15 protein-coding genes and 1 pseudogene are annotated in these 20,536 nt (G+C 73.9%); 10 read left to right on the top strand and 6 right to left on the bottom strand.

What is annotated here, in order from left to right; all coding sequences use genetic code 11:
- The first annotated feature begins 41 nt into the window (after positions 1–41).
- From ACIHAR_RS08705 to ACIHAR_RS08690, 4 genes are all read left to right on the top strand, one after another.
- Positions 42–1,979: a phosphatase PAP2 family protein gene (locus ACIHAR_RS08705; RefSeq protein WP_400018051.1), complete on the top strand. Its 1,938-nt coding sequence runs from the start codon at positions 42–44 to the stop codon at positions 1,977–1,979.
- Between the two features lie 301 nt (positions 1,980–2,280).
- Complete coding sequence (locus ACIHAR_RS08700; RefSeq protein ID WP_365457386.1) at positions 2,281–3,204, top strand: MurR/RpiR family transcriptional regulator; 924 nt, start codon at positions 2,281–2,283, stop codon at positions 3,202–3,204.
- 309 nt (positions 3,205–3,513) lie between these two features.
- Positions 3,514–3,894: a hypothetical protein gene (locus tag ACIHAR_RS08695; protein ID WP_365457383.1), complete on the top strand. Its 381-nt coding sequence runs from the start codon at positions 3,514–3,516 to the stop codon at positions 3,892–3,894.
- A gap of 148 nt (positions 3,895–4,042) precedes the next feature.
- On the top strand, positions 4,043–6,391 hold the full coding sequence (locus tag ACIHAR_RS08690) for a SpoIIE family protein phosphatase (protein ID WP_400018224.1): 2,349 nt from the start codon (positions 4,043–4,045) through the stop codon (positions 6,389–6,391).
- Positions 6,392–6,403: 12 nt separating this feature from the next.
- Here ACIHAR_RS08690 and ACIHAR_RS08685 read toward each other — a convergent pair whose 3' ends face one another.
- Positions 6,404–7,036 (bottom strand): peptidoglycan-binding protein, encoded by a 633-nt coding sequence (locus tag ACIHAR_RS08685; RefSeq protein ID WP_400018049.1) that lies wholly within the window; start codon positions 7,034–7,036, stop codon positions 6,404–6,406.
- A 59-nt stretch (positions 7,037–7,095) separates the two neighbouring features.
- Complete coding sequence (locus ACIHAR_RS08680; protein ID WP_365457377.1) at positions 7,096–7,920, bottom strand: hypothetical protein; 825 nt, start codon at positions 7,918–7,920, stop codon at positions 7,096–7,098.
- Between the two features lie 472 nt (positions 7,921–8,392).
- On the opposite strand from ACIHAR_RS08680, the gene ACIHAR_RS08675 reads away from it, so the two are divergent.
- The 3 genes from ACIHAR_RS08675 to ACIHAR_RS08665 all read left to right on the top strand — a co-directional run bounded on the left by ACIHAR_RS08675 (position 8,393) and on the right by ACIHAR_RS08665 (position 10,652).
- The gene (locus tag ACIHAR_RS08675) at positions 8,393–9,241 is read left to right on the top strand and encodes a bifunctional methylenetetrahydrofolate dehydrogenase/methenyltetrahydrofolate cyclohydrolase (protein ID WP_365457374.1); all 849 of its coding nucleotides are present in this window, start codon (positions 8,393–8,395) and stop codon (positions 9,239–9,241) included.
- Positions 9,242–9,337: 96 nt separating this feature from the next.
- Positions 9,338–10,042 (top strand): TetR family transcriptional regulator, encoded by a 705-nt coding sequence (locus ACIHAR_RS08670; RefSeq protein ID WP_400018222.1) that lies wholly within the window; start codon positions 9,338–9,340, stop codon positions 10,040–10,042.
- Between the two features lie 196 nt (positions 10,043–10,238).
- Entirely contained in the window at positions 10,239–10,652 is a 414-nt protein-coding gene (locus tag ACIHAR_RS08665) for a zinc ribbon domain-containing protein (RefSeq protein WP_365457371.1), read from the top strand.
- Positions 10,653–10,673: 21 nt separating this feature from the next.
- Here the strand turns inward: ACIHAR_RS08665 and ACIHAR_RS08660 are convergent.
- Positions 10,674–12,068 (bottom strand): annotated as a pseudogene (locus ACIHAR_RS08660) (Gfo/Idh/MocA family protein).
- 175 nt (positions 12,069–12,243) lie between these two features.
- Between ACIHAR_RS08660 and ACIHAR_RS08655 the strand changes: the two are divergent.
- Positions 12,244–15,018 carry a hypothetical protein gene (locus ACIHAR_RS08655; RefSeq protein ID WP_400018045.1) on the top strand — a complete coding sequence of 925 codons (2,775 nt, stop codon included), beginning with the start codon at positions 12,244–12,246 and terminating at the stop codon, positions 15,016–15,018.
- A 46-nt stretch (positions 15,019–15,064) separates the two neighbouring features.
- On the opposite strand, the gene ACIHAR_RS08650 is transcribed toward ACIHAR_RS08655, so the two are convergent.
- On the bottom strand, positions 15,065–15,445 hold the full coding sequence (locus ACIHAR_RS08650; protein ID WP_365457366.1) for a PPOX class F420-dependent oxidoreductase: 381 nt from the start codon (positions 15,443–15,445) through the stop codon (positions 15,065–15,067).
- A gap of 387 nt (positions 15,446–15,832) precedes the next feature.
- On the bottom strand, positions 15,833–17,011 hold the full coding sequence (locus ACIHAR_RS08645) for a MalY/PatB family protein (RefSeq protein WP_400018043.1): 1,179 nt from the start codon (positions 17,009–17,011) through the stop codon (positions 15,833–15,835).
- A 290-nt stretch (positions 17,012–17,301) separates the two neighbouring features.
- Here ACIHAR_RS08645 and ACIHAR_RS08640 point away from each other — a divergent pair, with 290 nt between their 5' ends.
- Together ACIHAR_RS08640 and ACIHAR_RS08635 are read left to right on the top strand one after the other, a co-directional pair.
- A complete protein-coding gene (locus tag ACIHAR_RS08640) occupies positions 17,302–18,132 on the top strand; it encodes an SAM-dependent methyltransferase (RefSeq protein ID WP_365457360.1) in 831 nt (276 codons plus the stop codon).
- A 119-nt stretch (positions 18,133–18,251) separates the two neighbouring features.
- Positions 18,252–19,652: a S1 family peptidase gene (locus tag ACIHAR_RS08635; protein WP_388746696.1), complete on the top strand. Its 1,401-nt coding sequence runs from the start codon at positions 18,252–18,254 to the stop codon at positions 19,650–19,652.
- 22 nt (positions 19,653–19,674) lie between these two features.
- Here the strand turns inward: ACIHAR_RS08635 and ACIHAR_RS08630 are convergent, their stop codons facing one another.
- A complete protein-coding gene (locus tag ACIHAR_RS08630) occupies positions 19,675–20,508 on the bottom strand; it encodes an EamA family transporter (RefSeq protein WP_400018040.1) in 834 nt (277 codons plus the stop codon).
- Between the last annotated feature and the right edge of the window lie 28 nt (positions 20,509–20,536).

Raw genomic sequence — 20,536 nt, 5'->3', positions numbered from 1 at the left:
ATCTTCGCTCGCACCGACCGGAACTCAAGAGAGGCACCCCCATGCCAGCACCCGCCGGGCACCGCACTCCCTCGGACGTGAACGGAGACGTGAACAGAAGAGGCTTCCTGAAGGCCTCCCTCGCGGCCGGCACCGCCGCCATCGTCGCCGCCCCGACCGTCGTCTCCTGGCTGGGCGCCGCCGACGCGAAGGCGGCCACGACGACCGCCGCCGCGGCGTTCGTCGACGACTACAGGACGAACGTCCTGACGAACCTCACGCCCGAGACCAACGCGGTGGTGCGCATCCTCGGCGGCATGGCCGAGGTCTGGAAGACGGGCTCCGCCTGGAACACCGGCACCCCCCTGCGCCCCGACGTCCTGCGCGCCAACATGCGGTACTGCGCCCGCGTCACCTCCGCCCGCACCGAGGCGCAGGCCAGGGAGGCCTTCGTCTACGACCGCCAGCACCAGAGCTACGCGATGATCGCCGCCCTGGGCCCGCTCGCCGGCCTCTACCGGGCGGGCGCGAAGGCGGTCACCTCGATCACGTCTGCCCCGGAGACCACGCCCCCGACCACGATCAGCGACGCCGTGCCCGCCGGCGCCCCGGCCGGTTCCGCGATCGGCGCGGGCTCGTACACCTCGGACCTCGGGCAGGTCGCCAAGCTGGTCGACACCGTGCGCGGCCCGTTCGCCTCCGGCAATCCGGGCAAGTACGCCTTCCAGTATCCGCGTCCGTGGCGCATGAACGAGGACAGCGAGGTCGTCGACACCGGGAGGACCGACGCGCTCGGCTACCCGGTGTACGACTCGAAGGTCGTCGTCGTCACACAGCTGCTGCGCCAGCGCAGCACCTCCCCCGTCGACGACGGCGGCTTCCCCAGCGGCCACACCAACGCCTTCCACCTGGCGTCCCTGGCCTTCGCGTACGCGGTGCCGGAGCGCTTCCAGGAGCTGGTGACCCGCGCCTTCGAACTCAGCCACACCCGGATCGTCTCGGGGATGCACTCCACCGTCGACGTCCTCGGCGGCCGCGTCATGGCCACCGCCCTCGCCGCGGCCGCGCTGGCCGACCCGGCCAACGCGGAGCTCAAGAAGGCGGCGCGGGCCCAGGCCCTGGCGTACTTCACCCAGCGCACCGGCACCACGCCCGACACCCTCTTCGCGTACGCCCACTCGGACGCGGCCGACCCGTACGCCGACCGCCGCGCCAACGCCCGCGCCGTCGAGCCGCGCCTCACGTACGTCCTCACCCGCGAGGGCCGCGACAAGCCCCTCACGGTGCCCAAGGGCGCGGAGGTGCTGCTGGAGACGCGGCTGCCGTACCTGGACGCGTCGCAGCGCCGCGAGGTGCTGCGCACGACCGCGCTGCCGTCCGGGTACGTCCTGCTGGACGGCTTCGAGCAGTGGGGCCGTCTCAACCTGTTCGCGGCGGCGGACGGTTACGGCGCCTTCGACGCCGACGTGACGGTCACCCTGGACGCGGCCGCGGGCGGCTTCCACGCGGCGGACACGTGGCGCAACGACATCGACGGCCGGGGCGGACTGACGAAGAAGGGTTCCGGCACGCTCACCCTGACGGGCCACAACCGGTACACGGGCGGCACCGTCGTGGAGCACGGGACGCTGGTCTCCGCCTCCGCGCACGCCCTGGGCCACGGCGACGTGCGCGTGGTGGGCGGTACCGTCCGGATCGACGAACCGGTCCAGGTGCACGGGCTGTTCGCGCAGGAGGCCGGCGTCCTGGAGCCGACTCTGCGCGCGGGACGGCACAAGGCGGTCCTGACGGTGACTCGTCGGGTGGTGCTGGGCGAGGGCAGCGTGCTGTCGCTGCGCGTCGACGCGGAGAAGCCCCCGGCGGTCGGGAGCACCGTACGGGTGATCGGCGCCCCGGCGCTGCGCGGCCGGTTCGACCACGTCGAGCTGAACTCCGACACGCTGCGGGCGGTGCCCGTGTACACGGCGGACGGCCTGTCGGTACGGCTCCTGAGGCGCTAGCCCGAGCGGGAGCCGGTGCGCACCGCCGACCATCAGGCACCGGCTCCGTCCCTCGTCCCCTCCCCCCTCTCCCTCCAGCCCGCCGTCCCCCTCCAGCCGCCTCCCGCCCTTCCCGGGCGCCTCCCGGCCCCCTCCCGCTCTTCCCCCCTTCGCGCCACCTCCCGGCCCCTCCCCCCGTACCGCCCCAGGCGCTCCACCGGACAAGTCACCGCTCGGCATGCCCCACCCCTCTTCGCGCCCCCGGGCCGGTCCCGGGCCGTGAGCTATGTTGAGCTTCGTGGGAGACAAAGGAGGAGGACCGGTGCCATCGCCTCAGCAGGCACGCGCACAGGCGACCACGATCACCTCGGGCAAGACCGCTCCGGAGGCGGAGGTGTCCCCCACCTCACGGCTCCGGGCCCTCTTCGACGGGCCCCACCTGTCCCCGGGGCAGCGGCGCATCGCCCAGTACCTGATCGAGAACATCACCGAGGCGGCGTTTCTGTCGATCACCGATCTCGCCGACCGCGTCGGCGTCAGCCAGCCCTCGGTGACCCGGTTCGCCGCCGCGGTGGGTTTCAGTGGTTACCCGGCGCTGCGGGAGAAACTCCAGTCGATCGCGCTGGGCACCTTGGCCGGCGGGCCCGCCGCGGCCGAGGTGAACCGGAGCAACGAGCTCCAGGCGGCGGTCGACGCGGAGATCGAGAACCTGGAGAACCTGCGGCGCGACTTCGCCGACCCCGACCAGGTCATCGACGTCGGCCGGCAGCTGTCGGCCTCGACGCCGCTGACCATCCTGGGCCTGCGGATCTCGGCCTCGCTGGCCGAGTACTTCGCCTACGCCGCCCGCCGTATCCATCCGGACGTGCGGCTGGTGACGCGGGGCGGCAGCGTCGCGTACGACGCGCTGCTGCAGTCCCGGGAGGCGGGTGGGACGTGGGTGCTCGCGTTCTCGATGCCCCGGCACGCGCAGGAGACGCTCACCGCCGTACGGGTCGCGCGCAGTGCCGGCCTGAAGGTCGCGCTGGTGACCGATCTGGCGCTGGGGCCGGTGGCCGACGAGGCCGACGTCACCTTCGCCACTGGCACGGGCTCCCGGCTGGTCTTCGACTCGTACGCCGCCCCCGGCGTGATGGCCGCCGCGCTGCTCCAGGCGATGACGGACGCGGGCCCCGAGCGCACCCAGGCGCGTTTGGAGGAGTACGAGCAGATAGCAGAGCAGCATCACTTCTTCCTACGGGACTGACCCGCTCCCACCGCCCGCCCCACCCCCCTGCAGGAAAATGTTCAAGCGGATCAATCCGGGCATTTCGCGCATGAATGTTTTCATACGTCTTGCAAAGGCGTCGGCATATATAAATACTGCTCACGGCCGCACCCGCCCGCCCCCAGGGCTCGAGTACGGACACCCGAAGCCGCCGTCCCCTACCCGCGTCGGCGCCAGGGTGTCCGGGGCCTCGCCGACGCGAGGGCCCGTGGCGGCCCCGGTCATCCCCTAGGCCGGGGCCGCCCCACACCGTCGGACCACCCGTCACGACGCCGCACACCGGAAGCGATGATCATGCCCCTGACGACGACGCGCATCAGCCCGGACTGGCCGTGCCAGGTCAAGACGCCCGGGAGCTACGACTGGGAGCGCTCCGCGGCCAAGTGGCTGCGCGAGCTGGTGCCCGCGCGCTACGCGAGCTACCCGGCGCTGCTGCGCCACCCCGTGCTGCTCGCCCGCCACGCGCAGATCCAGGTCCAGCACGAGATCCGCGTCGCCCGCACCGCCCTGCAGACCGCGCGCGCGGACCTCCCGCGCCTCGGGATGCCCGAGTCGGTCATCGAGCACACGATCAAGCTGTACGCCGCCGAGGTCCTGCAGCTGCAGCACATCGCGCGCAGCGTCCGCGCGGTCACCGAGGCCCTCGTGGACAGCGGTTCCGGGCGCTGAACGGCGCCCTCCGTTCCGGGTCCGCGCCGGGCGTCCCACCTGGCGGCGGCGATGCCGCAAGACCGCGATCGGAAGCGGATACGTGTGCCATGCTCGTGGCGTGACGAGCGAACCCGTCCAGCCCCCGGAGTCCGGCGCCGTGCCCGACATGGCCGCCCTGACGCGGGTCGTCGCGCGCCAGCGCGCCGAGATGGACCGGCTGCAGGACATGGCGGCCACCTCAGCCGTCCTGGAACGCGCCAAAGGCGCCGTGATGGCGCAGACCGGTTGCTCGCCGGAGGCCGCTCAGGTGGAGCTGCAGCGGCGCGCCAAGCAGGCACGGCGGACGGTGCTGGAGGAGTGCTGGATCACCCTCGGCAGCCTGGGAGCACCGGCCGGTACGGCCGCCGAGCCGTCCTCCGCCGAGGACACCGCCCGCGGTGACGTGCCGGACGCCGTCCCGGTCCCGACCGAGTGCGACGCGGTCGCCCTCGCCCGGCTGGGAGAGGCGCTCGTCCGTGTCGGCAGCCCGCGGGAGCTCGCCCGCTGTCTGCTGGACCACCTCGCCGCCGACACCGGCGCCGACGCGGTCCTGCTCTTCGCGCGGCTGCCCTCCGGTGGGCTGGAGCTGGTCGGGCACGCCGGCGTCGACGAGACGCTCGCCGGGCAGTGGAGCCGGGTGCCGCCGCTGACCGGGGTCGCCGCGCTGGACGCCCTCACGTCCGGGCAGGCGCGCTGGCTGGAGGACTTCGCGCAGGACCGTCAGCGGTACCTGCTGATCGGGAGCCCGCCGGAGCGGTGGCCGACCCGGGCCTGGCTGCCGGTGGTGACCGGAGGCTCGGCCGACGTCGTCCTCGGCATACTCCGGCGCCGCGAGGGCCCCTTCACCCCCGAGGTCCGCCACCGCCTGCTGGCCGTCGCCCGGTTGTGCGCCGGGCCGCTGCGCATGTTCGGCCCCCGGCAGCAACCCGCCGCCGGCGCGGACGCGGACGCCGTGCAGACGGTGTTCGACCGGCTGCCCGTCGCCGCCGTCCTGCTCACCCCGCTGTGCGCCGGCTCCGGCCCGGTCGAGGACTTCCGCATCGAGGCCGCCACCGCCGGGACGTACGACGTGGCCGGCCGCGGCGGCCGGGAACTGGTCGGGCTGCGCTTCCTGGAGTGCTGGCCGGACCTCGCCGAGGTTCCGCTGTGGCAGGGCTGCCTGACCGCGCTGGCCTCCGGAGAGCCGTACGAGAGCGAGCCGTTCGCCCGGCAGCAGGTCGTGGCCGGGGTCAGCGAGCTGGCCACCTACTCGGCGCGGGCGGCACGGCTGGGGGACGGACTGGTCGTCAGCTGGATCCGGCACGATCCTTCGGACCGGCAGGAGCAGCGGCTCGCGGACGTGCAGCGGTTGGGCAATCTGGGCTGGGCGAACTGGAACCTCGTCACGGGCGAGGTGAACTGGTCCTCGCAGGTCTTCTCCATCCTCGACCGCGACCCGGCGCAGGGCACCGTCGCGCTCGCCCGCCTCCCGCACCTGGCACTGCCCGAGGAGAAGCCCGGGCTGGCCCGTGTGGTCGGGGAACTGGTGCGGGAGGGGCGGCCGTTCGACGTGCCGTTCCGGATCGTCACCCGCGAGGGCGTCCGGCATCTGCGGGTGGTCGCCGAGGCGGTCCTGAACGTCGACGGCACGCCCGTCGAGGTGCACGGTTTCGTCCAGGACCTGACGGCGCAGCGCAGCGCGGAACTCGCCCTGGCCGCCAGCGAACGGGCCATCCTCACCCAGCACGGCGTGCTGCAGGCCGAGCGCACGGTGGCGGCCCGGCTCCAGGACGCGCTGCTGCCGCTGCCGAAGAAGCCGGTCCGGCTGGCCGGGCTGCGGGTCGACATCGCCTACCTGCCCGCGCAGTCCGGGCTCAACGTCGGCGGCGACTGGTTCAGCGCCATCGAACTCCCCGACGGGGACGCCCTGTTCGTGGTGGGAGACGTCGCCGGGCACGGCATGGACGCCGTCGCCTCGATGGCACTGCTGCGCTTCACCGCCAAGGGCATGATCATCACCGGTTCGTCGCTGACCGGAGCGCTCTCCCGGCTCAACGCGCTGCTGCTGCACTCCCGCGACCCGCACGGCAGCGCCACCATGGTCCTGGCCCGCTACAGCCCTCGCGAACGGCGGCTGGTCTGGGCGCAGGCCGGCCATCCGCCGCCGCTGCTGCTGCGCGACGGCGAGGCCCGCTACCTCGCGCGGCCCCTGGGCATGCTGCTCGGCGCCAGTGACACCCCGCGCTACGAGGAGGCGGAGTTGCGTCTGCAGGCCGGCGACCGGCTGGTGCTGTACACCGACGGTCTGGTCGAACGGCCGCTGGAGAGCATCGACCGGGGCCTGGAGCGGCTCGGCCGCGCCGCCACCGCACCCGCCGCGGCCGGACCCTCGCCGCTGGAGCGACTGCTCGGCGCGATGCTGGAGCCGGGGAGACGGGACGACGTGTGCGTGCTCGACATCCAGGTTCCCGCGGACGGGGACCACGCCGGGAAGTAGGCGTTCGCCGCCTCAGCCGGTGCGGGACTCCAGGTCACGGCGGGTGTCGTCGCCGTAGACGCCGGTCTCGTCGCCCCGGATGCCGTACCAGAGCTGGAAGCGCGCCACGGCTTCGGTGAGAGCCGTGTCGTAGCGGCCGTCGGTGGGGCCGTCGTCGTAGACGTTCGGGATGCGGCGCAGGCGTTGCTGGAGGTCGGTGACCTCGGGGCCGGTGTCGCCCTCGCGGAGGGTGCCGGCGCCGTCCGGGTCGGTCGTGGCGGCCGGGGGCGTGGCCGGCGCCGGGGTGGTGGGAGCCGCGGGCGTCCGCGCTGCCGTTTCGTCGTCGCGGGCCGGAAGCAGGAGGGCGCACGCGAACCCGGCGAGCGCCGCCGCCAGGACGGCGACCGAGGCGACGGCGGCGCGGTGCGGTCCGGGGCCGGGCTCCCGCGGCGGCCTGCGGCCGGCCGCCGACGGGAGTTCCTCGGTGTCGGCCTCGGTGCCGGGCTGCCGTCGCTCCGGCAGGCGGACGGCTTCGTAAGGGCCGCTGTCCTCGGTCATCTCGCGGAACAGCTCCGCGAGCGCGTCGGTGTTGCGCGGCCTGAGGACCCGGACGGGTTCCAGGACCGGGCGTTCGTACGGCTCTCCGGGTTCGGCCGGTGTCGGCACGCTGCTCTCCCTCCGTCCCGTGTCCCCGGGGAGGGATACGTGCGCGGGCCGCGCGGGGTTCAGCCGGCGAGGAAGCGGTGCAGGGAGCGGGTCAGCGCGGCGACGAAGGCGTCACGGCGGGCGTCGTCGAGGGCGTCCAGGGACAGGTACGGGTTGAGGTCCTCCAGCTCCACCAGCAGCAGCTCCCCGCCGGGGGCGCGGCAGGCGTCGACGCGCTGGACGCCGTGCGCGAGGCCGTTCCAGTCGACGAAGCGGCGGGCGAACTCCAGGTCGTCCGGGGTGACGTCGTACGGCTCCAACTGCCAGCGCCGGTCGGGGTGCGGGGCGTACAGGGCGTACTGGAGGTCCTGGTCGACGAAGTAGAAGGACACCTCGTAGGCGAAGTCGACGTGGGGCTGGATCAGGGTGGTGCCGTCGGCCTGACCGGGCAGGAGGTCGGCGGTGACGATCCGCATGCCCATGGAGTCGGCGCCCAGCTTGGGCTTGACGACGTAGCGGTCTGCCTCGGGCAGGCGGTGCAGGTCCTCGGGCCGGTCGACGGTGGGGATGACCGGGAAGCCGGCCGCGCCCAGGTCCAGCAGGTACTGCTTGCCGGCCATGTCGGCGCGGCCGGTGAGCGGGTTGTAGACGAGGGTCCCGGCGCTCAGCGCCCGCTCGCGGAAGGCCTCGTAGTCCTCCCGGTAGCCGAGGACGGGACCGCTGTTGCGGATGACCACGGCGTCGAAGGCGTCCATCAGGGCGGCCGCGTCCCGGGGATGGCACAGGGCCAGGTCGAAGTCGGCCCGCAGCCGGGAGGTGAGCAGGATGTCCTCGTCGCAGTAGCGGCGCCCGCGCGCCTGATAGGCCAGGTCGGTGACGTAGAGGAGGCGGGGACGGGCGGACATGGGCTCTCCTCGAACGGTGCGGCGGTGCGGCGGTGCGGCGGTGCGGGCAGCGTACGTGGAGGCGCGGGCGGGACCCGCGCCGGGGCGGGCGGGCACGAACCGGCGCCGGGCCCGCGGGGCTGAGCCGGGCCCACGCCACGACCCGGAGCGCCGCCGCGCCCGCCGGCTGAGCCGAGCCCACGCCGACGCGCGCTCGGGGCTGAAGCGCGGCCGCACCTGCCCGGCTGAGCCGAGCCCTACCCGCCGCGGCTGGGCCGGGCCCCGCTCCGGGGTGCCGGCGAGCGGGGCGGAGTCCGTGTGGTGGTGGGCGGTGCCGGCCGTGCGGTGAGGGCTGCGCGGAGTGGGACGGCCGGTGGGCGAGGGGCGGGCGGCACGTACGATGGCTGTTCCGGGGCCGGGTCGAACGACCGGTCCCGGGACCGTCGTCCACTCCTGTTACCCCGCAGTGTTCTCCCGAAGGGCTCGCGACTCCGTGACCACCGCAACACTCCTCGACGGCAAGGCCGCAGCGGCCGACATCAAGAGCGAACTCGCCCTCCGTGTGCAGGCTTTGAAGGAGCGCGGCATCACCCCCGGCCTCGGCACGATCCTGGTGGGCGACGATCCGGGCAGCCGTTCCTACGTCGCCGGCAAGCACCGCGACTGCGCCCAGGTCGGCATCGCCTCGATCCGGGTCGAGCTGCCCGCCGACGCCTCCCAGGCCGACGTCGAGGCGGCGGTGCTGCGGCTGAACGCCGATCCGGCGTGCACGGGCTTCATCGTGCAGCTGCCGCTGCCCGCCCACATCGACACCCACGCCGTGCTGGAGCTGATCGACCCGGTCAAGGACGCCGACGGTCTCCACCCGGCCAACCTGGGCCGGCTGGTGCTGGGCATACCGGCGCCGCTGCCCTGCACCCCGCGCGGCATCATCGACCTGCTGCGCCGCAACCACGTGCCGATCACCGGCCAGCAGTTCTGCGTCATCGGCTGCGGGGTGACCGTGGGCCGTCCGCTGGGTCTCATGCTCACCCGCGCCACCGAGCACGCCACGGTGACCCTGTGCCACGAGGCCACCCAGGACACGGCCGCGCACGCGCGCGTGGCGGACGTCGTCGTGGCGGCGGCCGGTGTGGCGCACCTGGTGACCCCGGACTGGATCAAGCCCGGTGCCACCGTGCTGTCCGTGGGTCTCACGCGCACGGTCGAGGGCATCCTCGGTGACGTCCACCCGGACGTGAGCGATGTCGCCGGGTCGTTCGCGCCGCCGGTGGGCGGGGTCGGCCCGATGACCCGGGCGATGCTGCTGACCAACGTCGTGGAAGCGGCCGAGCGGCTCTGACGACTGCACTCGGTTCCCTGTAGAGGGAACTGAGTGCCATCCCGTGCTACGTTCCCCGCCATGAGCAGCAGTGAGCCGGGGAACGTGAAACCGCCCATGCGGGACGCCCTGGTGGCGGCGGCCTTCCGGCTGTTCCTGGAACGGGGCTACGAGCAGACGACCGTCGACGACATCGTGGCGCTGGCCGGGGTCGGACGGCGGTCGTTCTTCCGCTACTTCCCCTCCAAGGAGGACGTGGTCTTCCCCGACCACGAGCGCTGCCTGGCCGACATGACCGCCTTCCTGGCGGCGAGCGGTGAGGAGCACGAGCCGGTGCGCCGGGTGTGCGACGCCGCCCGGCTGGTGCTGCTCATGTACGCCGAGAACCCCTCCTTCTCCGTCCAGCGCTACCGGCTCACCAAGAAGGTGCCGGGCCTGCGCGCGTACGAACTGTCGGTGGTGTGGCGCTACGAGCGGGCCCTCGCCGAGTACCTGCGCGGCCGCTTCGCGGGTACGCGCGACGGGAACCTGCGGGCCGACGTGATCGCGGCCGCGGTGGTCGCCGCCCACAACAACGCCCTACGGTCCTGGCTGCGGTCGGACGGGCAGGGCGACGCGGGTGCGACGGTGGACCACGCGCTGGGTTTCGTGCAGTCGGCGTTCGGCGCGCCCCTCGAGGCCCCGCCGGCCGCGCCGGCCGCCGTCCCGGCCGCCCTCCCGGCCGGGGAACGGCCGGAGGACGTGGTCGTGGTGGTGGCACGGCGGGGGGCGCCCCTGTGGCGGGTGGTGCAGGAGGTCGAGACGGCCCTCGGGCGGGACTGACCCGCCGGGACGGGTCGGTTCGGCACTCAGGAAGGCCGGTCGGACCCTCTCCCTTTTTTGGGGTACGCAGTGCCTTTACGAGTGGCACTGAGTGCCATACTCTGTGGGCGTGCACGGTGGCACGGCGAACCGCGCACGTGCGTGCACGGGTGAGCCGGCACGCGGGATTCCGGCCGAGCGCAGGGAGTTGACCAGCGTGTACCACCACTCAGGAAGCGCCGTGCAGCAGGCGGCGGGCTCCTCGGCGGGCGTCCTCGACCATCGGGGCACGGACGGCGAGGCGATCCTCTTCCAGCGCTGCACCTGGTGCGGCACCGCCATGTACCACCGGCTGCTGTGTCCCGTCTGCCAGGGCAGCGATCTGCGCACGGAGCGCAGCGAGGGCACCGGCACGGTCCGCCACTCCACGGTGGTGCACCGCAACACGCCCTCCGCGCGCAACGTGTCCCTGATCGAGATGGCGGAGGGCTTCGTGGTGCGCGGCCGCGTCATGGGCCCGCCCATCGGCATCCACAGCGGTGACCGGGTGCGGCTGTCGACGGCCAAGGACCCGGTCCGCGGCGAGCCGGTCTTCCAGCTCGTCGACGAGCCGTACCGGGCCTGGCACTGACGCCTCCCGTCAGGGGGCCTGTCAACCCAGGCCGGGGACCAGGTCCCTGACCCGCACGGGCCGCCCCGTCTCGAAGCACCGGTTGGCCGCGAGCCCGACCGCCAGGGCGAGCGCGCCGTCGCGTTCGGTGGCGGCGGGGTGGCCGACGGCGGTGGAGTGACCGTCGGCGGTCGAGTGGCCTTCGGCGGTCCCGTCGCCGTCGGCGGTGGGGTGGCCGCCCGGCCGTGAACCGCCGAACAGCGCGTCGAGCATCCGCGCGTCTCCCCCGCCGTGGGCGTCGTACGCGACGGCGACCGGGATGTCCACCGGCGGTTGCCACAGCGGACGGAGCGTCAGCCGGACACCGCCCGCGTGCTCGGCCGCCGTGTCCCCGTGCAGCGCACCGCGCGCCGAGGTGAACCGGGTGCGGGGCGCCTGCCAGCGGCTCTCCTCGACCTCCAGTTCCAGCCGTCCGGCACTGCCGTTCACCATCACCCGACAGCCCTCCCAGGGCGCGTACGCGGTGAGGTGGTACGTCATCGTGGCGCCCCGCGCGTACCGCACCAGGACCGCCATGTCGTCCTCGATGGTCACGGGGCCGCCGAAGACGTTGCGGTCGCGGTGGTAGCCGTCGTCCCCCTCGGCGTCGAGATACAGGGCGCGCAGCGTCGCGTCACCCGCCAGGTCCAGCGCGAACGGGTCGCCGGCGGCCGCCTCGGCGCCGTGGGCGCGGTCGTAGTCCCGGCGCAGACCGTGGCGGGCGCCCGCCACGGGGCCGTAGAAGGCCAGCCGGCCGTAGCCGAAGACCTCGTCCGGTGTGTCGGCGAGCCACCAGTTGACCAGGTCGAAGTGGTGGCCGGCCTTGTGCACCATCAGGCCGCCGCTGTACCGCTTCTCCCGGTGCCGGCGGCGGAAGTAGTCGGCGCCGTGCCGGGTGTCGAGCAGCCACTCGAAGTGGACGGAGAGGATCTCGCCGACGGCGCCCTCGGCGAGCAGCGCGCGGACCTTCTCGTGGACCGGGGTTGAAGCGGTAGTTGAAGGCCACGGTGAGGGAGTTCCCGGTCTCGCGGACCGTGTCCAGGATGCGGGCGCAGCGGGCCGCGTCGACGGTCATCGGCTTCTCGGTGACGACTCGGCAGCCCGCCTCCAGGGCGGGGACGACGTAGCGGTCGTGCTCGGCGTCGACGGTGGTGACGACGACCTCGTCGATGCCCTCCTCGGCGAGCAGGTCCGTGAGACGCTCCGGCTCCCACGTGGTGGCGGGCGGTGCGCCCGCCTCGGCCAGGAGCCGGTTGTGGAAGGCCATGCGGGTCGGGCTGGGGGCGCAGAGAGGGCGGCCACGGTGTGGCCGGGGCGGGCGGCGAGATCCCGGGTGAAGGTCTGGGCGCGGTGCCCGGTGCCCACGACGGCCGCGCGGAGAGGGCGAGTTCGGCTCATGGGGGTGGCCTTTCCCGGGGGTCGCCTCGCCAGTCCTGGTGACCGAATCCTTGCGGTCCCCCTGTTCGATTCCGCACCACAGGCAACCCACAGCCGCCTTTGGGGTTCCTCCGGTACGTGAGGGGCTCCTGTTACGGAAGGGGCTCCCACGCTCACAGTGGTGAGGAGTGAACCCTTGATCCGTGCCCGGCGAATAGGTGTCACCGCCGTGGCCGCGCTCGCGGCCCTGGCGGGAGCACCGGGACTGGCACACGCCCAACACCCGTCCGAGACATCACCGTTGGCCACGACCACCGACAGCGGGCTGCCGCCGGGGTGGCGCGTCACCGGGGAGGGGCCCGCACGTGAACTGGTGTGGCGCTCACGGAAGCCCGTGCCGATGGGCGACGCCCGCGTGGAGTTCCACGCGGCGAACCGTCTGCTCGGCGTACCGAAGCCGGCGAAGGACGGCCGTACCTTCCGGCTCGCCCTGGACGACGCCGGCGACACCCCCCTGAAGGACCTGCGGGTACTGGCGGGCGGGAACCGCCTGGACGCGCCCGCCGACAACTTCTCTGGTGGAAACAGCGGTTCACCGGCCGCGCAGCCGCCGGCCCAGGCGCCGGCGAACACGGTCGACCCCGGCAAGCCCGGCGCGTACCGCACGGTCACCGGCGAGTACCGGCTCGACCCGGTGAAACTGCCCGGGTTCGCCGCGCCGGTGGAGATGCAGGCGGTCGTGGTGGCGCCGACCGGGGTGACCGGCAAGCGGCCGCTCGCGCTGTTCCTGCACGGCAGGCACTCGACCTGCTACAAGCCGGGCGACGACGAGTACGCCAGCGGCGAGTGGCCCTGCCCCACCGGCACGAAGCCGATCCCCAGCCACAAGGGCTACCTGCAGGACCAGAAGCTGTTGGCCTCCCAGGGCTATGTCACGGTGTCGATCTCGGCCAACGGCATCAACGGGCAGGACTTCGCGGCCGAGGACGGCGGCGCCCAGGCCCGCTCCTCCCTGGTCCGGCAGCACCTCGCCCGCTGGGCGGGCTGGGCCTCGCACCCGGCCACCGCCCCGGCGGCCGTGGCGAAGGCGCCGAAGGCGGACCTCTCGCGTGTCCTGCTCGTGGGCCACTCGCGGGGCGGCGAGGGCGTCAACCGGGCCGCCATGGACAGCCTCTACCCGGCGCCCGCCGCCCAGGACGGCTACAAGGGCCCGGTCCGCTGGAAGATCCGCGGCACCGTGCTCATCGGACCGACGATCTTCGGCCAGAATCCGGTCGCCGACGTGCCCTCGGCGACGATCCTGCCGGGCTGCGACGGAGACGTCTCCGACCTCCAGGGCGAGGTGTACGTCGACGGGACGCGCGGCGTCGGCAAGGGCGCCGCCCTGCACAGCGCGGTCTACATGGTCGGCGCCAACCACAACTTCTTCAACAGCGAGTGGACCCCGGGCCGGGCCGAGGCACCCGCCTGGGACGACTTCTGGGAGGACGAGGAGCAGCGGGACCCGGTGTGCTCGACGGGCACCGCCACCCGGCTGACCGCCGACCAGCAGCACAAGGCCGGCGCCACCTACATCGCCGCAGCGGCCCGGCTGTTCGTCGGCGGCGACGACAGGGTGCGACCGCTGCTCGACGGCACGGGCAGGCGGGCTCCCTCCGCTGACCCCGCCCGCGTGCTCACCCACGCGGTCGGCGCCCGCCGGGGTGCCGGCTTCCTGCCGGACGGGCCGGTGGCGGTGACCGGTGCCCGGCTGTGCTCGGCGATCGACCCCGACCCGGCCGTCGCCTGCCTCGACCCCGAGGCCGGCGGATCGTCGCCGCACTTCGCGTGGTGGCAGACGGAACGCGAGACCGGCCGCCGCGCCGTCGCGCTGCAGTGGTCGGCGCCCGGCACCGCGGCCGGTGTCCGCCCGGCCGCGCCGCTCTCGCTCTCCGGTTCCAAGGACCTGGCGCTGCGGATGTTCGTGCCGCCGAACACGACCGGCACACAGCTCGACGTCTCCGTGACCGACGCCTCCGGACGCCGGGCCACGCTCGGCCGGGTCCAGGTCGACGGGCTGCCGGGCAGCGACCGCACCGCCTCCTACTGGGCCCGCGAGGTCCGCGTCCCGCTGGCCGCCGCCGCCCGGGCCGGACTCGACCTGAAACACGTCAAGTCGCTGGAGCTCACCCCGCGTTCGCCCTCCGGGCAGGCCTGGCTGGTGGACGCCTGGGGCTGGGCGCCCGGCACGCCGGCGGTGAAGGCGGCGGCCCTGCCGCGCGTCGACGTCGGCCGCGTCACCGTCAAGGAGGGCGACTCCGGCACCCTCACCTACCGGGTCCCGGTCACGGTGTCCGGGAAGGGCGCCGGCCAGGTCCGCGTGTACGTCCTCGACCCGGACACCGGACGGGCCACGGACCGGCTCGTGACCGTGCGGCCGGGCGGCAACGCCGTCGACGTACCGGTCGTGGTGAAGGGCGACACCCGCTTCGCCTACGACGTGCAGCACGACATCCTCGTGAAGGCCGTACGGAACGCCGTCGTCGGCTCGTACCGGGGCGGGGTCACCGCGGAGAACGACGATCCCGAGCCCACGATCACCGTGACGCCGGTCGCGGACCGGGTGACCGAGGGACAGACGCTGACCTGGCGCCTGTCGCTGTCCGAGGCCGCCGGAGTGGATCTGTGGCAGCCGCTCCTGGTCAAGCCGGTCACCGAGGGCGCGGAGCTGTCCACCAAGGACGTGGATCCGCAGTGGCTCCTCGACCACGCCGGCGTCGAGGCCGACCCGGAACGGCCGCTGTCCCAGGCGGACCTGTGGCTGTGGCTGGAGATCCCCGCCGGGGCCACGACTCTCGACGTGACCGTACCGACGGTGGGCGACCAGGTGGCCGAACCGGCCGAGTCGGTACGCCTGGAGCCGACCGACCTCGAGGGCGAACCTCTGCCGACCGTTCCCGCGCTGACGGGCACGGTGGTGGACGCGCCGTAGGCCGGCGCGGGTGAGGGGCACGGGCCGCCGGCCCGTGCCCCTCGTCTCACAGCGTGACGCGGATCCCGACCGTCCCGTCCAGGCCCCGCCGCAGCCGGCTGCCGAGCAGCGTGAGCCGGCCGGTGATGCCGTACTTGCGGGCGATGAGGGAGCGGTAGCGGGCCGTGGTCTCCGCGTCGCAGATCTCAGCGGTGGCCGGGACCTGCCTTCCGGTGGGCCGCCCGCGCAGGTCGCAGGGCCCGACGAGGACGTCACCGCGGGCCCGGATCCGCTTCACCTTCCAGGAGTCGGCGGCCGTCCAGACCCCGAGCGTGTCCCCGTCGCGCACCACCCACACCGGGGTGGCCACGGGGCTTCCGTTCTTCCGGTAGCTGGTGATCAGCAGGTACTTGCCCGCTGCCAGCGTGTCCAGCGCCGTTGTGTCCATGCCCGGAAGTCTAGGCAGCGTCCTCCCCCACCACCCGGGCGGCCGCAGCACGTACTCCGGCCGCACGGGGTGACGGCGAGCGCCGGCGGCGAGTCCTTCCCGAGCCCCACGGCGGCCGGGACCCCGGCCGCCGGCCCCTCCAAGTACCGCGATCGGGCTGGCCATTCGGGGACCACGCTCATCCCATGCGGCACTGTCCAGGCCGTGCCGCGGTCCGGCGACCCCGGCTCCACCGGCCCCGCGGACGCAGGCCCCGCGAGGCCGGACGCCGCTGCTCCGGTCCCCTGACACGCCTCGCCCGCAGCGGTCGCATCCCGACGCCCGCCGACGGACGCTCATCGCCCCTGCGTGAAGCGAGCGACGGCGTCCCCGGCGGCCTCCCCCGCGTCAGCGCACCGCGGACGCCATCCGACGCACCGCCTCCGTCAGGATCTCCGGTGAGGTCGCCAGGTTGAGCCGTACGTGACCGGTGCCGCCCGTGCCGAAGTGCGGGCCCGCGCTGAGGGCCACCCGGCCGCGTTCCAGGAAGGTCTGGGCCGGGTCGTCCCCGAGGCCCAGCGCGCGGCAGTCCAGCCAGGCCAGGTAGGTGCCCTCGCCCGGGCGGTGGGCGATGTCGGGCAGGTGGTCGGCGAGCAGGGTGGTGAGGAGGCGGCGGTTGGCGTCGAGGCCGGTCAGCAGGGCGTCCAGCCAGGCCGTGCCGTCGCGCAGGGCGGCGGTGTGGGCGAGGACGCCGACGTGGCTGGGTCCGTGGCCGACCTCCTCCGGCAGCAGGGCCAGGTCGGCGGCGGCCGCCGGGCCCGCGACGGCGAGGGCGGCCTTGAGGCCCGCGAGGTTCCACGCCTTCGACGCCGACATCAGTGAGAGGCCGCTCTCCGCGCCGGGGACGCTGAGATAGGGCACGAAGTCCACGCCCCCGGCCGTGAGCGGCGCGTGGATCTCGTCGGCGACCACACGGACGCCGTACCGGTCGGCGAGGGCGGCCACGGCGGCGAGCTCCTCGGCGGTGTGCACGGTCCCCGTCGGGTTGTGCGGGCTGCACAGCAGGTGCGCGGCCCGCCCGCCGCCCGCGACGGCCTGCCGGTAGGCGTCCTCGAGGACGTCGAGGTCGAGGCGCCCGTCCGCGCCGAGTGGCGCCTCGGCGATGCGGCGGTCCATGTGCGGGACGAACTGGAAGAACGGCGGGTAGACGGGAGGGTTGACCACGACCGGGTCGCCGGGGCCGGTCACCAGCTTGAGCATCTCGACGACACCCAGCATCACGTCGGGCACGATCGCGGTCCGCTCGACCGCGAGCCCGTGCCAGGCCCACCGCTCGGCGGCGAACGCCGCGAGTGCCTCCGCGTAGCCGGTGCCCGCCGGGTAGCCGGTGTCGCCGAGCGCGAGGGCGTCGGTGACGGCGCGGACGACGGGCCCGGCGAGCGGTACGTCCATCTCGGCGACCCACAGCGGCAGGACGTCCTCCGGATAGGTGCGCCACTTCATGCTCGTACGGGCTCGGAGGCGGTCGAGGGGGATGGCGTGCAAGGGGTTCGGTTCACCGGACGTCGCGTGCGGGATCCTGGTCATGGGCACAAGATAGGCGGCTCTGGTGTGACCTGGGATCACGTGAACGGGACATCAGCGGCGAGCGCGCCCGCGGAGGTCTCCCCGCACGCCTCGGCGCATGACTCCCCGCACGCCTCCGCGAGCGCGGGAGTGGCCTGCGGCGAGTCCGGCGTTTCCGGGGCGACGTGCGCGGCCGGGCCCGGCTCTGTCGGCCGCGGAGAACGGGGGACGGTGCGCGCCGGTCAACTTCGCCGTCTAGATTGCTCGTTGACCGTGGCACTTCCGCACCAGGCACGCACAGGAGCTGATCCGTGACCGAGAACCCGCCCGCCGTGGACGAGGCGGCGCAGTCGCTGCGCGACCGCATCAACACCGCCCAGCCGCACACCGCCCGCATCTGGAACTACTGGCTGGGCGGCAAGGACAACTACGAGGTCGACCGCGCGGCCGGCGACCAGATCCGCCGACTGCACCCGGGCATCGGCGAGTACGCCCGCGCCGACCGCCTCTTCCTGGGCCGTGCCGTGCGCCACCTGGTGACCGAGACCGGCATACGCCAGTTCCTCGACATCGGCACCGGTCTGCCCACCGCGGACAACACGCACGAGGTCGCCCAGCGCCTCGCCCCGGACTCCCGGATCGTCTACGTCGACAACGACCCGCTGGTCCTCGCGCACGCCCGCGCCCTGCTGACCAGCACGCCCGAGGGCCGCACCGACTACCTCGACGAGGACCTGCGCAACGTCGACGCGATCCTCGAACACGCCACGAAGACCCTGGACTTCAGCCGGCCGGTCGCGTTGATGCTGCTGGGCGTGGTGATCTTCGTCGGCGACGAGGAGGACCCGTACGCGCTGGTGCGCCGCCTGGTCGACGCCCTGCCGTCGGGCAGCCACCTGGTGCTGTCGCACACCGTCACCTCCCCGGCGATGCCGGACGTGGACGAGGCGGTGAAGTTCTGGAACGAGCACGGCACGCCGAAGCTGACCCAGCGCACGCCCGAGCAGGTGACCCGCTTCTTCGACGGCCTGGACCTGCTGGAGCCGGGCGTGGTGTCCTGCTCGCGCTGGCGCCCGGAGGAGACCGGCGGTGCGGAGCCGGAGGAGGTCGCCATGTTCGGCGGGGTGGCCCGCAAGCCGTGACGTGATCACTCCCGGCGGTGAACGCGGCGCGGTTCCGGCACGTATGGCAGTGAGGGCGCTCGACGACCGGAGGGCCCCGCGGTGTCGGTACCGCGCGTTCGGGGTTTCGGGAGCCATGCATGAGGCACGTACGACGACGGATCGTCCGGCGAGTGACACGGCTGGCGGCCGTCGGCGGACTCCTCCTGGGAGGAACCATGGTCACGCAGGCGGCCATGGCGAACGAGACGCCCGCCAGGTCGGCCGTGCCGGGCGACGCGGCGCGGACCTTCGCCGCCACCGGTGCCGGCCTGGTGGAGCGGCTCGGCACCTCCCGGACGGCGGGCACCTGGATCGACTCCGAAGGGCGTCCGGTCGTCGCCGTCACGGACGAGGAGACGGCTGAGACGGTCCGTGAGGCGGGCGCCGAGGCGAAGGTCGTCGGACACAGCATGAACGAGCTGAAGTCGGCGGCGGCGACGCTGCGCAAGGCGCCCAGGGTCGCCGGGACCGCGTGGGTGATGGACTACAAGTCCAACCAGGTGGTCGTGCGGGCCGACCGCACGGTGTCGGCCTCCGACTGGTCCGCGCTGACGGAGGTCGCGTCGGGCATCGGCAGCTTCGTCCGTATGGAGCGCACCTCCGGCACCTTCACCATGCGCCTCAACGGCGCCCAGCCCATCCTGTCGACGGGCGGGCGGTGTTCGGCGGGCTTCAACGTGACCAACGGGTCGAGCGACTTCATCCTGACCGCCGGCCACTGCGGGCCCACCGGCTCCATCTGGTTCGCGGACAACCAGGGCAACCGCCAGGTGGGCCGGACGGTCAACTCCTCCTTCCCCGGGGGTGACTTCTCCCTGGTGGAGTACGCCGATGGGGACGCCGGAGCCGGCGCCGACGTGGTGGCCATCGGGGACGGGAACGGGGTGCGGATCACGGGCGTGGGCGACGCGGCCGTCGGGCAGCGTGTGTTCCGCAGCGGCAGCACGACCGGCCTGCGCGACGGTGAGGTCACCGGCCTGGACGCGACGGTCAACTATCCGGAGGGCACGGTCTCGGGGCTGATCGAGACGAACGTGTGCGCCGAGTCGGGTGACAGCGGCGGCCCGATGTTCTCCGAGGGCATCGCGCTCGGCATCACCTCGGGCGGCAGCGGCGACTGCGTCTCGGGCGGTACGACGTTCTTCCAGCCGGTGACGAAGGCGCTGGCCCAGCTCGGCGTGCAGCTGATCGTGGCGGCGCCGTCGGACAACGCGCAGAGCGGCGCCTCGCCCGCGCCGTCCGGCGGCGCCCCGGAGCCGTCGTCCTCGCCGACCCAGGCCGCGGTCGCACCGGGTGCGGCCGCGCCGGGTGCGACGACCCCGGTGACGGGCGGCTTCGACGGCTCCTCCCTCGCCGCCCGGCTCACCGACCCGCGGAACATCGGGCCCGGACTGCTGGTGATCGCGGGCAGTCTGGTCGCGCTGGTGGCGACCCGGTACATCCGGGCGGAGCAGGACCGCAAGGCGTACCAGCGGTACTACTCGACGACCTGGGGTTGAGGCGCCGTACGGCCGGGCGGGTTCATCCGGCCGCCAGCAGCACGGTGGCCGCTGCGGCTGCCACCAGCCCCACCGCCTGCCACCGGCTGACCCGCTCGTGCAGCAGGACCAGTCCGAGGACGACGGGCAGGGCCGGGTAAAGGGAGGCGATGACCACGGCGACCGCCAGCAGCTCGCGCTGCGCGGCGAGTTGGAAGAGGGTGAGTCCCAGGGCGGCCCCGGCGCCGACCGCGAGGGCCGCCGCGCCGAGCCCAGGAGACACAGGCCACCGTGCACGGCGGGCGCGCGGCAGCAGGACGGCCACGGCGGCGGACCGTCCCACCGCCACGGGCCACAGTCCGCTCGCCGCGCCCGCCTGACCGAGCGCGAGGTACTGCACGGCGACGCCCGCGCTGGCGAGGAGCCCGTCGCGCACTCCGCCGCCGGCCGTGCCGTCCGTGCGGTCGCCGCCTCCGCCGGCGACCAGCCACAGGGCGGGCACGGTGACGGCGATGCCGGCCCAGGCCACGAGGCCGGGCCGGTCGCCGAGGAGGAGGACACCGCACAGGACGGAGAGGGCCACGGAGGTGACGGCGCTCACGGGCACGACCACGCTCATCGAGCCCCTGCTGAGGCCGCGGTTGAGGAAATGCATGGCCATGCCGCTGCCGACGCCCGACAGGGCGCCCCACAGCAGGTCGGCGCGGTGGACGGCCTGGCTGGGCACGAGGAGGGCGGCCGCCACGGCCGTCACAAGGCCGCCGATCTGGCCGAGGAGGGTGACGGCGGTGAAGTGGGTACGGCGGGACAGGATGCCGCCGGCGAAGTCGACGAGGCCGTAGAGGACGGCCGAGGACAGTGCGAGAAGGGCACCCATGCGCTAGGGGGTGCCCCGGGAGGAGGCT

This window comes from Streptomyces sp. NPDC052016, from assembly GCF_044548445.1.
Taxonomy (GTDB): domain Bacteria; phylum Actinomycetota; class Actinomycetes; order Streptomycetales; family Streptomycetaceae; genus Streptomyces.
This window is presented reverse-complemented; position numbering and strand designations above follow the sequence as displayed.